This window comes from Novosphingobium sp. CCH12-A3 (assembly GCF_001556015.1).
GTDB lineage: Bacteria > Pseudomonadota > Alphaproteobacteria > Sphingomonadales > Sphingomonadaceae > Novosphingobium > Novosphingobium subterraneum.
On the sequence record NZ_LSIA01000209.1, the window covers coordinates 1 to 11,984 of the forward strand.

The window sequence follows — 11,984 nt, forward strand, 5'->3', positions numbered from 1 at the left end:
CCATCCCTTGCGTGCCACAACGGCACCGCACCGGTCGCGCGATCTGTGATTTCCCACCGGCGTTACCGTCCGCACTCGCCAGCGGATGACCTCTCGCACCAAGAAGCATTGCGTCCCCGCGAAGGCGGGGACCTCGGTGTTCTTACAGAACCTCACAGTAAACCGACGGAGGCCCCCGCCTTCGCGGGGGCGCAGCGGGGTGGGCAAACCCCGCGCGCCATCGCTGCTACTTCTGGCACTTCGCGCAGAAGAAGCTCGACCGCCCGCCCTGCACGATCCGCTCCACCGTGCCGCCGCAGGCGCAAGGCTCACCCTCGCGGCCATAGACGGCAAAATCCTTGGCGAAATAGCCCAGTTCGCCATCGGGCCGGGCATAGTCGCGCAAGGTCGATCCGCCCGCGAGGATCGATTCCTCGAGCACCGCCTTGATCGCCGGCACCAGCAGCTTCAGCTCGCCCGGCTTGACCTTTCCGCCCTCGCGCGCCGGATGCACCCGCGCGCGATAGAGCGCCTCGCACACGTAGATATTGCCCAGGCCCGCAACGATGCGCTGGTCGAGCAGCAGCAGCTTCACCGCCGCGATCCGGCCCTTGAACGCTGCCGCCAGCAGCTTCGGCGTCAGGTCCGGTCCCAGCGGCTCCGGCCCCAGAGCGGCAAATGGCGGCCAGCTTTCCAGCCTGTCGCTGTCAACCAGATCGACCGAGCCGAAGCGCCGCGCATCGTTGAGCGACAGCACCCGTCCCTCGCCCGTCTCCAGCACCAGATGATCGTGCTTGCCGATGTCGTCGGGATCGATTCGCCAGCGCCCCGACATGCCGAGGTGGAACACCATCGTCCGTTCGCAATCGGTATGGATCAGGCCATACTTCGCGCGCCGCGAAAGCCCGGTCACCCGCGCACCGGTCAGCGCCTGCGCCAGATCGACCGGAAAGGGCCGCCGCAGGTCGGCCCGGTTAACCCGCACCCTGCGGATGACCTGTCCCTCCAGCACGGTTGCAAGGCCGCGAACGGTCGTCTCTACTTCGGGTAGCTCTGGCATATCCCCTCCACCCCTAACAGTCTTTGCCGTCCGGGCAATTCCCCACTAAAGGGCCAAGGCATGACCGCATCTGAAACAGCCCAAGAGACAGCTTCGTTCGGCTACGAAGACATCCCGGCAGAAGAGAAGGAAGGCCGCGTCGGCGCGATCTTCTCGAACGTCGCGCGCAAGTATGACGTGATGAACGATGCCATGTCGGTCGGCATGCACCGCCTGTGGAAGGACAAGTTCGTCAAGCGGGTACGCCCCCAGCCGGGCGAGGCAATTCTCGACATGGCTGGCGGCACCGGTGACATTGCCTTCCGCATGGCCAAGCACGGCGCAAACATCACCGTGTCCGACATCAACCAGGACATGCTCGATGTCGGCATCGAACGCGCCGCCAAGCGCGGGCTGGAAGGCCTGGAATGGTCGCGCCAGAACGCCGAGGAACTCACCTTCCCGGATCGCGTGTTCGACGCCTACACCATCGCCTTCGGCATCCGCAACGTGACGCACATCGACCGCGCCCTTGCCGAAGCCCACCGCGTGCTGAAGTTCGGCGGCCGCTTCTTCTGCCTCGAGTTCTCGACGACAGAATGGCCCGGCTTCTCGGAAATCTACGACGCCTATTCGCACAAGCTGGTGCCCAAGCTCGGGCAGATGATCGCGGGCGACGAGGATTCGTATCGCTACCTGATCGAATCGATCCGCCGCTTCCCGCCGATGCCGGAATTCGAGAAGATGATCCAGGCCGCCGGCTTCAAGCGGACCAGGGTGGAACCCATCCTCGGTGGCCTCGTCGCGATCCATTCGGGCTGGAAGGTCTGATCGCTTGACCCTTCCCGCCACGCATATCCGCCGCCTGCTCGGCTGGGGCCGCACGCTTGCCCGGCACGGCGCGCTGCGCGGGATCGAGAGTGATCCGAACACGCCCTCGCCCGTCCGCACCCTGTGCAAGGTTGCGCGTTTCGGCACGATCCAGCCCAAGACGCCCGACTACGCCGGTGCCTTCCGCGCGATCGGCCCGGCTGCGATCAAGCTCGGCCAAACGCTCGCCACCCGCCCCGATCTCGTGGGCGAGGAAGCGGCGCACAACCTGCTCGCCCTGCAGGACCAGCTCCCCCCGGTCGATTTCGCGCTGATCCGCGCCGAAATCGAGCGCTCGTTCGAAAAGCCGCTCGAGAGCCTGTTCTCCTCGTTCGATCCGGTGCCGGTGGGCGCGGCCTCGGTGGCCCAGGTCCACCGCGCTGTGACGACCGAGGGCCGCAAGGTCGCGGTCAAGATCCTGCGCCCCGGCGTGCGTGAGAAGTTCGCGCGCGATATCGACACCTACGAATGGGCCGCCGCCCATCTCGAAGGCTTGGGCGGCGAAGCATCGCGCCTGCGCCCGCGCATGGTCATCGCCAATTTCAAGCGCTGGACGGTGCGCGAGCTTGATCTGCGTCGCGAAGCCGCCTCCGCCTCGGAACTGGCCGACACGATGCGCGCGCACGCCGGGTATCGCGTGCCCGACATCGACTGGGATCGCACCAACGGCAGGGTCATGACGCTCGACTGGATCGACGGCGTCAAGATCAGCGACACCGCCGCACTCGATGCGGCAGGCCACGATCGCAAGGCGCTGGCCCAGCGCCTCGTCCTCGCCTTCCTCACCCAGGCGATCAACGGCGGGTACTTCCACGCCGACATGCATCAGGGCAACCTGTTCGTCGAACCCGATGGCACCATCGTCGCCATCGATTTCGGCATCATGGGCCGGATCGACCGCCGTGCCCGCCAGTGGCTCGCCGAAATCCTCTATGGCCTGACCACCGGCAACTACCGCCGCGTCGCCGAAATCCACTTCGAGGCGCAATACGTGCCGAGCTATCACTCGGTCGACGAATTCGCCACGGCCCTGCGCGCCGTGGGTGAACCGATGCGCGGCAAGCCGGTCAGCGAACTCTCGGTCGGCCAGATGCTCGATGGCCTCTTCGCCATCACCCGTGATTTCGACATGCAGACCCAGCCGCACCTGCTGCTGCTGCAGAAGACCATGGTCATGGTCGAAGGCATCGCCACCCAGCTCAATCCCGAGATCAACATGTGGGAAACCTCGGCGCCGTTCGTGCGCGCCTGGGTGCGCGACGAGCTCGGCCCCGAAGCCGCGATAGCCGACCGCGTGCGCGAGGATACGCAGACTCTGCTGCGCATCCCCGACCTCATCCGCCGCATCGAAGACCGCTTCCCGCCCAAGGGCGGCGCACCCGAGGCGCCGCCGCTGCCAAAGGTCGAACTGATGTGGCAGCGCAAGCGCCGCAAGCGCGGGCCCGGTGTGCTCGGCCAGATCCTCACCTTCCTGGCGGGCGGCGCGCTGGTCATCGGCACCCACGCCCTTGGCTGGTGGGGCTGAGAAGACCGCTCCCTTGAGCCATAACCTATCGCACCTGCGCCTGCCCAAGCGCCACTTCCACGCGCTCGATCTGTCGCGCCTGCTCGCGGCGATCATGGTGTTGTTCTGGCATTACCAGCACGTGTTCGTGCCGCCGGTGCCCTATCATGTGCACGTCAATCGCGCGATCCAGCCGTGGTACGAAACGCTCTCGTGGTTGTACAACCATGGCCACACCGCCGTGCAGTATTTCTGGGCGGTCTCGGGCTTCGTCTTTGCGCATGTCTATCTCGCCGATGCCAATTACAGGGCGCGGTTCTGGCTCGCCCGCATTGCGCGCCTCTGGCCGCTGCACCTGCTGACGCTTGGCCTGATGGCGATCCTGCAAGGCATCTATGTCGCCCGCACCGGCACCGAGTTCATCTATCACACCAACGACCTCAAGCACTTCCTGCTGTCGATCCCGCTGATGCAGTATTGGGGCTGGCAGGATAACCAGTCGTTTAACGGCCCCTCGTGGTCCCTGTCGACCGAGATCCTCGCCTACCTCGTCTTCTTCCTCGCCATCCCGGCGCTGCGCCGCGCGCCGCTGGCGCTGGCCCTGCCACTGGGCGCGCTGCTGCTCTACGGCATGCTCAAGGGCCTGCCGAACAAGGACGTGCTGTCCTGCGTCGGTTACTTCATGCTCGGTTGCGCTGCCTATGGCGCCACGCTCAAGGGCTGGCTGCGTCCGGCCACGCTCCTGCCATTGGGCATGGCGCTCCTGGCCAGCGCGTTCCTGCTCAAGGCCAACTACCGCAGCGGTGACGCCGCCACCATCGCCGGCACCTTCGCAGTCCTGTTCCTCACCCTCGCGATCGACCTCAACGATGAGAAGGGCCGCCTGCAGTTCGGCCAGAAGCTCGGGGATGCCTCCTACGGCATCTACCTCTGGCACATCCCGATCCAGCTGACGCTCGTGCTGATCATCGATGCCACGGGCCTTTCGCGCTACATCGCACGCCAGCCGTGGTTCCTGATCCTCTTCGTCACGCTCGCCATCGCCGCGGGATTCATCAGCCACGCGAAGTTCGAACGCCCCGCCCAACGCGCCGTCTTCGCGCTGTGGGGCCGATGGAAGGCGCGGGACTCCGCAGCCAGCTGAAGTCAGGGCCTGTCAGCCACGTATTCGTTCCCGACAAAGCCCATCTTGAAATCGCCCGAGTCTGCCGTTGCGTAAGTCACCGCTGCCATCAAGGCCGCCAATCGCTCGTACTCCTTCTTGCCCTCGCGCACGTTCTCCGGCCAGAAGACGACTTCACCGTTCCGCACTCTCAAGACCGAGCCTGCAGCAAATCCGCAGTGCCGTTCCAATGCTGCTGCGAATTCCTCGACAGACGAGAAATCGGCCCGCTTCGGCATACCCTCAAGCAATCCGCGCTTGCGCAGGGTTTCCTTTGTCTCCGCAAGCCAGAGTGCCTTGGCTCGCGCATACTTCCGCTCGATGAATGCACTACCCAGCGCCTCCTCCTCAAAGGCGACGTCCGCACGACTGGCAACAGTCTCGATGCATTCCAGATGCTCGGTTTTCGCACCTGCCGCCTTTTCAATGGTGATGACGTAACCCTGCACAAGATCGTCATAGGCCATCGAGATCCCCGCAGCGTTCAGGCCACACGCAACAAGACCCTCGCGTAAAACCTGTTCTTCCGCAGCAGGGGGCATATCGCCAGCAACCATCATCACCCCGCAATCTCCTCCAGCCGATGATGCGGCAGCATCCGCCACGCCGCGACCATCAGCACGACGTGCGCCGCCTCCACCGCCATCGGCACCTGCCATCCCGGATAGGCGCCCGTCACCACGAGATCGATCGCGCGGCCCACGAACGAGGTGCCGAACAGCAGCGCCGGGACCAGCATCAGGTCCGCATTCCTGCGCCACGCACCCCACATCATGCAGAACGCCGCGACGCCGAAGAACGAGGTGAAGTCTGCCCGGATCGTCGAAACGCCGCCGACCCCGGTGGCTGCGATTCCGAAGCCCATCGCTGCCTGCTCCGGCCCGGTCAGGAAGCCGATCGCCAGGAACAGGTCGAACAGTCCCGCCAGAAACACCAGTGCCGTCAGTATCAGTCTCATCATCCGGTCCCCGTCATGGTTTGTGGCAGACTGTGCCTGAACGGCGCTCCCTGCGCAAAAGGATTGCGCGCGAGGCTTGCCCATTGCACAAGCCCCATCCATGAAGGATACACGCATCCTGCTCATCATTGGCGGCGGTATCGCCGCCTACAAGTCGTGCGAGCTCGTCCGCCTGCTGCGCAAGGAAGGCGCCGACGTCACGTGCGTGCTGACCGAGGGCGGATCGCATTTCGTTACCGCGATGACGCTTGCGGCGCTTTCGGAGAACCCCGTCCACACCACGCTGTGGGATCTCAAGAACGAGGTCGAGATGGGCCATATCCAGCTTTCGCGTCAGGCTGATCTCGTCGTCGTCTGCCCCGCAACGGCAGACCTAATGGCACGCATGGCGGGCGGCATCGCCAATGATCTTGCCACCACGCTCCTGCTTGCGACGGACAAGCCGGTGCTGGCCGTGCCCGCCATGAACGTGCGCATGTGGCAGCACCCCGCCACGCAGCGCAACGTCGCCACCCTGCGCGGCGATGGCGTGAGCGTGATGGAACCCGACGAAGGCGCGATGGCCTGTGGCGAATTCGGCCCCGGCCGCCTCCCCGAACCACCCGCGATCCTGCTCGAGATCGAGCGCGCGCTGGAGCGTGCTTCGACAAGCTCAGCACGAGCGGAGACAGGGGACGCCGCCTTCCATACCCCCGCTCATCCTGAGCCCGTCGAAGGATGCCTCACCGGCAGGCACATCCTGATCACCGCAGGCCCGACCCACGAACCGATCGACCCGGTGCGCTACATCGCCAACCGTTCGAGCGGCAAGCAGGGCTATGCCATCGCCGCCGCCGCCGCGAAGGCGGGCGCGAAAGTCACGCTCGTCTCCGGCCCGGTCAACCTGCCGACCCCGCCTGGCGTCATCCGCATCGACGTCGAAACCGCGCGCGAGATGGCCGCTGCCGTCGACGCCGCCCTGCCTGCAGACGTCGCGATCATGGTCGCCGCCGTGGCCGACTGGCGCAGCGCCGGCGAGGCCGCGCAAAAGATCAAGAAGGATGGTTCGGGCCAGGTTCCGCCGCTGCAGCTGGTCGAGAACCCCGACATCCTCGCCACGCTTTGCAAGTCCGAACGTCGCCCGCCGCTGGTTGTCGGCTTCGCCGCCGAAACCAACGACGTGCTCGACCACGCCAAGGCCAAGCTTGCCCGCAAGGGTGCGGACTGGATCGTCGCCAACGATGTCGCCACTCACCAGATGGGCGGCGAGATCAACGCCTTGCACATCGTCAGCGCGAGCGGCGTCGAAAGCCTGCCCGAACTCCCCAAGGACGCCGCCGCGGCGCTCCTGATCGAAAGAATTGCCGATGCACTCGCCTGAAATCCCCGTGCTCGTAAAGCGCCTGCCCCACGGGTTGGATCTGCCGCTGCCGGCCTATGCCACAGATGGCGCGGCAGGCATGGATGTGGTCTCGGCAGAGGACGTCGACCTTGCCCCCGGCGCGCGTCACGCCGTCGCCACCGGCCTCTCGGTCGCAATTCCGGCGGGCTACGAAATCCAGGTCCGTCCCCGCTCCGGCCTCGCGCTCAAGCATGGCGTCACCGTGCCCAACACCCCCGGCACGATAGATTCAGACTACCGTGGCGAGTTGAAGGTGATCCTCATCAACCACGGCAGCGACAGCTTCTCGATCCGGCGAGGCGACCGCGTCGCACAACTCGTCGTCGCACCCGTCACGCGCGGGATCTGGGTTGAGGCGGATACGCTCGACCATACCACGCGCGGCGAGGGCGGTTTCGGGTCCACCGGCGGGTTGGCTTCGCTGCAAGGCTGAGGCCGTCGCCAGAAATCGCGCCTGCGCCTCAGGGCGCGTCGCGCCTTCACCGTTCGACAACCTGCCGGTCCATCGGGGCCAGCTTTGCCAGGAAGCGGTTTTGCGCGGCGAAGGGCACTTGCCCCTCGCGCATGGCCTGCTGGAGGTTTTCCACCAGGGCATTGAGATCAGCGCGGGTGATGCCGAGATCCTTGTGCGCCGCCTGCATCTCGCGCCCGCTATAGATGCAGCCGGCGTTCAATATGAAGCAGAACTGTTCGAACAGGGTGCGGCGCAAGCGAACCAGATCGCGGCTCTTAAAGATTGCAGAAATGCGCGGGTCGCTCTCGCTGAGGACGACCAGCCTGTCCACGATCCTGTGGATGCCGTCCTGACCGCCGAAGGCCCGGGCCATGCTCTCGCCGGTGAATGGGTCGGCCCCTGCATTTGTGGGGCTTTGCTTGTAGGGCTCGACCGGGAATTCGCCGGTTACGGGATCGGCCACCTTCTTCTCGACCCCGAATTCCTTTTCCCAATCGACGCCGGAGAAATCGCCCTGCGCAGCAGGGACCTCCTGCGGATCGGGGGTGACAGGCTGGGCGGCGAGCAGGGCAAATGCGAGCGCAAACGGCATCAACGGCCTCCTCAGAATGCGAGCTGGAGCGAGACGAGCCCGCCGCGCTGGCCATCGAAAGTGGCCACCGAGCCGACATCGGCATAGGCTGCGGTCAACGTGGCGTTGCGGGTGACGGCCCAGGCCACGAACAGGTCGTGGGCGTCGTCCTCGCGCGCGATGGCAAGATTGCTGGGCCGCGTCCGGTATTCCCCACCGACGACAAGGCGCGGTGTAAGCATCCAGGCGAGCGAGCCTTCGAACTGCAGCGTGCGGGCAGGCTGATTGGGGCCACCGAACCCGAGCAGGCCGAACTGGTTGGCATTGGTCAACCTCGCGGTGGCGTTGACCAGAATGCTTTTCGACAGGAACAGCTTGGTGGCGCTGGCCGTGAAATCGGTGCCGGACGACGACGCTGCCCCCACCGCCCTGACGATGGCGCCATCAAGACTGCGCTTGTGCTGCAGCCCCAGGCTGATCTGCGGAAGCAAGGGCGAACCATAGACCACATCGCCAATCAGCCGCACCTTCGCGCCGAACACGTCCTGATTGAAGCGGAAACCCTTGCCGAGACCAAGTGCTTCGCCAACCTTTCGCGTATCGAAGTTCTGGCGGGCATAGGACAGCTCGACCCGGTCCTTGATGCCCACGGCAATTCCGTGGCTCTGCCAGCCATAGTCGGCCAGCTCGATGCCGGTGACATGGGCCGAAAGCCCAAGGCCGCGGTCCGTTTCCATGCCGGCAATCGTGGCCCAGCTGGCAAGACCACCGCCGCTGGCTCCCTCGATCGAGGATATGCCATTGGTCAGCACCAGCTTTCCGCCATCCAGCAGCGGGTCAGCCTGCGCGGGCGAAGCAAGCATAAGGCCTGCCAGGGCCGCGCCCAACTTGGCAATCTTGATCACGCTTTTGCCACCCTTGTCGAGAGAGAGTAGGCGAGAGGGTTAATCAAGACCTGTTGGGAAATCCTAAAGTGCCCTCCAGGCAGGATTCTGAATTTCGAAGGTATTGCCGCTTAGCCTGGCTGCATGAGAAATCTGCTCTCCTTGCGAGTCTCGCGATGCGGATCGCTCCGTTCGGGCCCGATCTGCGTGGCGCTGACGCTACCCCTGCTGATCTCGGCCACGCCGGCGAGCACGCTACCTATGCTGGTGGTGGACCAGGCGGGCGTCCCATTACGCGATGCCGTGATCGAAATCCGGCCACCGGCTGGCAACACCCGTCGTCCGACTTTCGCATGGCGCAATGCGATGGCGCAAAAGAACCAGGCGTTCGTGCCTGGTACGCTGATCGTGCCCCTGGGCGCGGTAGTGGCCTTCCCAAACCTCGATAACGTACGCCATTCGATCTACAGCTTTTCCAAGCCCGGCCCCTTCAAGATAGACCTCTATGGGCAGGATCAGACGCGGACCCAGCAATTCAAGGTGGCCGGCACGATCGCGCTGGGCTGCAACATCCACGACAGGATGCAAGGCTATATCCGCGTGACAGACACGCCCTTTGCAGCGCGCAGCGACCTGAACGGGCTGGCTGACATCGAGGGCTTGGGTCGCGGGACCTATGACGTCGTCGTCTGGCATCCCCGCATCCGCGGCGCAGGTGGCGAATGGCGCGGCAAATTGGTGCTGGAACCCAGCAACCGCAGTCGGATCATGGTGGCGCTGCGGCCAGGCAGCGGCAAATGAAACGGTCGGTAGTGCAGGCGCTTGACCGCCTGCGCAATGCGATAGACGTGCGCGTTCGCTCACTCGGCAGCCGGATTGCATTATTGTACGTCGTGTTGCTGACAGTGATCGTAGCCGCAACGCTGCTTGCGGCCGGTTCGGGCATCAACACCTTCGCCTATGAAACAGCAGAGCGCGAGCTTGCCGCCAACTCCCGCGTGTTCGACCAGATCATTGCCAGTAGGCAAAGGCAGATGGCGGACGCGGGCGAAGTGGTAGCCCGCGATTTTGGTTTCCGTGAAGCCTTGGCCACCGGCGATGCGCCAACGCTCGTCTCGGCCCTGCAAAGCCTGCGCGACCGCGCCAAGGTGAGCGAAGTGGCGATCGTCCAGCTCGATGGCAGCGTGATCTCTTCGAGCACGGCGACGACGATCAGGGGCACGGCCATGCTGTCACGGCTGGAGAACGGTGCCGATCGCGGCGTCATCCGGCTCGGCCAGGCGCAGGCGCTTGGCGCTGCAGTGCCGATCGAGATGCCTGATCTTGCCGGCTGGCTGATCCTGCTGAACACGCTCGGTCCGGCTGACATGACACAGCTTGCAAGCCTGTCAGCCGCCCCCTTGGAGGCGCGCGTGATCGAGCGGGCACAACTCGACAGCCACCTTGCTTCGCTCGAGCTTGGCGAGATCGCCGAGATGGAGGGCCACGACGGCCCAACACCGGTTCGTGTTTCAGCAATTGCGAGCCTGGAAGACGGCAACGAGCCTCGCCTGGTGATGGCGCATTCGCTCAACTCGGTGTTAGCGCGTTACTTCAGTCTTCGCCTGGTGCTCATGCTGATCGGGTTGTTCGGACTGTTGGCTGGTGCATGGGCCGCGATCCGCCTCTCGCGCGGGATTGCCCGGCCACTGCAATTGCTCGCGGAAGCAGCGCGCGCCTATGCCGGCGGTGCCGTAGCAAAGGTCAAGGTCGAAGGCGCAATCGAGGTGCGCTCTCTCGCCTCCAGCTTCAACGCGATGGTCGATGCGGTCGAAGAGCGCGAACAGCAGATCATGCACGCATCGCTCCACGATGCACTGACCGGCCTGCCCAATCGCCGTTTCTTCATCGAAAAGCTGGAGCGAGCCCTAGCCCGACAAAGCGAAAGCCAGCGCACGTTCGTAGCCTTCATCGATGTTGACGACTTCAAGGCCATAAACGACGCATTGGGTTCACCCGTTTGGAGACGAGTTGCTGCGCACCGTGGCGCAAACGCTTCAGGACTGCTACCCGAACGCCATGGTGGCGCGGTTCGGCGGTGACGATTTCGGCCTCCTGCTCGATGGACTCGAGCCGGCAACCGACTGCACTGCCCTGGCCCGCAGACTTGAAGCCGCGCTCAACCGTGAATTGACCATCGACGGACGCAGCATCGTTGTTTCCGCCAGTATCGGCATCGCCATCGGCCCGCAGGATGCGGACTGCTCGGACGCCCTCCTCAAAAGCTCCGATCTCGCGCTCGATCGCGCCAAGAACAATGGCAAGGGCGGCTATAACTTCTTCGAGCCCGAACTCGACGCCGAGGCAAGTCGTCGTCGTCATCTGGAAATCGATATGCGCCGCGCGATCCGGGATGGTGATTTCGAGCTTTACTTCCAGCCCCTGTTTTCCATGTCGGAGAACCGCATCAAGGGCTTCGAGGCTCTCATGCGCTGGCCGCACGAGGAACACGGGATGATAAGCCCGGCAACGTTCATCCCTATTGCCGAGGAATCCGGCCTGATCATGCAACTCGGCGAGTGGGCCCTGCGCGAGGCCTGCCGTCAGGCGGCGCAATGGCCTGAAGACATCAGCGTTGCAGTCAACATCTCGCCCCGTCAGCTCATGACCGACGGCCTCGTCGCGTGCATCGCACAGGCATTGGCACAAAGCAGGCTTCCGGCAGGCCGCCTCGAACTTGAAATCACCGAAAGCGTGTTCATCGGCAATGTCGACAAGACGCTGAACATCCTCCACTCGCTGCAGGCATTGGGCGTGCGCGTCGCGCTCGACGACTTCGGCACCGGATACTCATCGCTCAGCTACCTGCGCTCATTCCCCTTCAACAAGATCAAGATCGACCAAAGCTTCGTGCGTGCTCTCGAGGACGGCGGCAGCGCCCAGGCAATCGTCCGTGCGATCACCACGCTGGCAGACGCGCTCGGGATGGAGACGCTCGCGGAAGGGGTGGAGACCCAAGCCTTGATGGAGATCTTGCGCAGTGAGGGTTGCAACATGATCCAAGGCTACCTCATTGGCAGACCGATGCCGGGGAACCACGTTCAGCGCATGCTCTCAAGCGTTCAGACAACGGTTGCCCTCGGTTGAATGTAAGCGCGAAATTCCGCGCACCTGTTCGGTTGAGTGACGCGGTGTGAAGGATG

Annotated in this window: 13 protein-coding genes; 8 read left to right on the forward strand and 5 right to left on the reverse strand. The window is 64.4% G+C overall.

What is annotated here, in order from left to right; genetic code table 11:
- Positions 1 to 226: 226 nt before the first annotated feature.
- Positions 227 to 1,039, reverse strand: a complete 813-nt coding sequence (gene mutM, locus AX703_RS16065) for a bifunctional DNA-formamidopyrimidine glycosylase/DNA-(apurinic or apyrimidinic site) lyase (protein ID WP_062345469.1) — start codon at positions 1,037 to 1,039, stop codon at positions 227 to 229.
- 60 nt (positions 1,040 to 1,099) lie between these two features.
- Here mutM and AX703_RS16070 point away from each other — a divergent pair, with 60 nt between their 5' ends.
- The 3 genes from AX703_RS16070 to AX703_RS16080 are packed head-to-tail and all read left to right on the forward strand — an operon-like array spanning position 1,100 to position 4,536.
- On the forward strand, positions 1,100 to 1,849 hold the full coding sequence (locus tag AX703_RS16070; RefSeq protein ID WP_062345471.1) for a class I SAM-dependent methyltransferase: 750 nt from the start codon (positions 1,100 to 1,102) through the stop codon (positions 1,847 to 1,849).
- 4 nt (positions 1,850 to 1,853) lie between these two features.
- Positions 1,854 to 3,413, forward strand: a complete 1,560-nt coding sequence (gene ubiB / locus AX703_RS16075; RefSeq protein WP_062345473.1) for a 2-polyprenylphenol 6-hydroxylase — start codon at positions 1,854 to 1,856, stop codon at positions 3,411 to 3,413.
- 13 nt (positions 3,414 to 3,426) lie between these two features.
- Positions 3,427 to 4,536 (forward strand): acyltransferase, encoded by a 1,110-nt coding sequence (locus AX703_RS16080; RefSeq protein ID WP_062345475.1) that lies wholly within the window; start codon positions 3,427 to 3,429, stop codon positions 4,534 to 4,536.
- Between the two features lie 2 nt (positions 4,537 to 4,538).
- Here the strand turns inward: AX703_RS16080 and AX703_RS16085 are convergent, their stop codons facing one another.
- Both AX703_RS16085 and AX703_RS16090 read right to left on the reverse strand, forming a co-directional pair.
- Positions 4,539 to 5,117 carry a hypothetical protein gene (locus AX703_RS16085; RefSeq protein WP_156452094.1) on the reverse strand — a complete coding sequence of 193 codons (579 nt, stop codon included), beginning with the start codon at positions 5,115 to 5,117 and terminating at the stop codon, positions 4,539 to 4,541.
- Positions 5,114 to 5,512: a hypothetical protein gene (locus tag AX703_RS16090; RefSeq protein WP_062345491.1), complete on the reverse strand. Its 399-nt coding sequence runs from the start codon at positions 5,510 to 5,512 to the stop codon at positions 5,114 to 5,116. The genes AX703_RS16085 and AX703_RS16090 overlap by 4 nt, the downstream gene beginning before the upstream one ends.
- Positions 5,513 to 5,612: 100 nt before the next feature.
- On the opposite strand from AX703_RS16090, the gene AX703_RS16095 reads away from it, so the two are divergent.
- On the forward strand, positions 5,613 to 6,872 hold the full coding sequence (locus AX703_RS16095; RefSeq protein ID WP_062345479.1) for a phosphopantothenate--cysteine ligase family flavoprotein: 1,260 nt from the start codon (positions 5,613 to 5,615) through the stop codon (positions 6,870 to 6,872).
- Positions 6,859 to 7,326, forward strand: a complete 468-nt coding sequence (dut, locus tag AX703_RS16100; RefSeq protein ID WP_062345481.1) for a dUTP diphosphatase — start codon at positions 6,859 to 6,861, stop codon at positions 7,324 to 7,326. Before AX703_RS16095 ends, dut begins: the two co-directional genes overlap by 14 nt.
- Before the next feature lie 46 nt (positions 7,327 to 7,372).
- Here dut and AX703_RS16105 read toward each other — a convergent pair whose 3' ends face one another.
- Together AX703_RS16105 and AX703_RS16110 are read right to left on the reverse strand one after the other, a co-directional pair.
- The gene (locus tag AX703_RS16105) at positions 7,373 to 7,939 is read right to left on the reverse strand and encodes a group 1 truncated hemoglobin (RefSeq protein ID WP_082734644.1); all 567 of its coding nucleotides are present in this window, start codon (positions 7,937 to 7,939) and stop codon (positions 7,373 to 7,375) included.
- 11 nt (positions 7,940 to 7,950) lie between these two features.
- Entirely contained in the window at positions 7,951 to 8,823 is an 873-nt protein-coding gene (locus tag AX703_RS16110) for a DUF3034 family protein (protein ID WP_230487707.1), read from the reverse strand.
- 123 nt (positions 8,824 to 8,946) lie between these two features.
- On the opposite strand from AX703_RS16110, the gene AX703_RS16115 reads away from it, so the two are divergent.
- From AX703_RS16115 to AX703_RS28685, 3 genes are read left to right on the forward strand one after another with little or no spacing between them, the layout of a single operon-like run.
- The gene (locus tag AX703_RS16115; RefSeq protein ID WP_062345483.1) at positions 8,947 to 9,603 is read left to right on the forward strand and encodes a hypothetical protein; all 657 of its coding nucleotides are present in this window, start codon (positions 8,947 to 8,949) and stop codon (positions 9,601 to 9,603) included.
- Positions 9,600 to 10,883 (forward strand): diguanylate cyclase domain-containing protein, encoded by a 1,284-nt coding sequence (locus AX703_RS16120; protein WP_197423741.1) that lies wholly within the window; start codon positions 9,600 to 9,602, stop codon positions 10,881 to 10,883. Before AX703_RS16115 ends, AX703_RS16120 begins: the two co-directional genes overlap by 4 nt.
- Positions 10,825 to 11,928, forward strand: a complete 1,104-nt coding sequence (locus tag AX703_RS28685; protein WP_255355071.1) for a bifunctional diguanylate cyclase/phosphodiesterase — start codon at positions 10,825 to 10,827, stop codon at positions 11,926 to 11,928. The genes AX703_RS16120 and AX703_RS28685 overlap by 59 nt, the downstream gene beginning before the upstream one ends.
- Positions 11,929 to 11,984 lie beyond the last annotated feature (56 nt).

What these genes read in the sequence shown, in the direction of transcription:
- AX703_RS16095 (WP_062345479.1), top strand. Translation starts at nt 5,613, where the DNA reads ATGAAGGATACACGCATCCTGCTCATCATTGGCGGCGGTATCGCCGCC.
- dut (WP_062345481.1), top strand. Translation starts at nt 6,859, where the DNA reads ATGCACTCGCCTGAAATCCCCGTGCTCGTAAAGCGCCTGCCCCACGGG.
- AX703_RS16120 (WP_197423741.1), top strand. Translation starts at nt 9,600, where the DNA reads ATGAAACGGTCGGTAGTGCAGGCGCTTGACCGCCTGCGCAATGCGATA.
- mutM (WP_062345469.1), bottom strand. Translation starts at nt 1,039, where the DNA reads ATGCCAGAGCTACCCGAAGTAGAGACGACCGTTCGCGGCCTTGCAACC.
- AX703_RS16070 (WP_062345471.1), top strand. Translation starts at nt 1,100, where the DNA reads ATGACCGCATCTGAAACAGCCCAAGAGACAGCTTCGTTCGGCTACGAA.
- AX703_RS16090 (WP_062345491.1), bottom strand. Translation starts at nt 5,512, where the DNA reads ATGAGACTGATACTGACGGCACTGGTGTTTCTGGCGGGACTGTTCGAC.
- AX703_RS16105 (WP_082734644.1), bottom strand. Translation starts at nt 7,939, where the DNA reads ATGCCGTTTGCGCTCGCATTTGCCCTGCTCGCCGCCCAGCCTGTCACC.
- AX703_RS16115 (WP_062345483.1), top strand. Translation starts at nt 8,947, where the DNA reads ATGAGAAATCTGCTCTCCTTGCGAGTCTCGCGATGCGGATCGCTCCGT.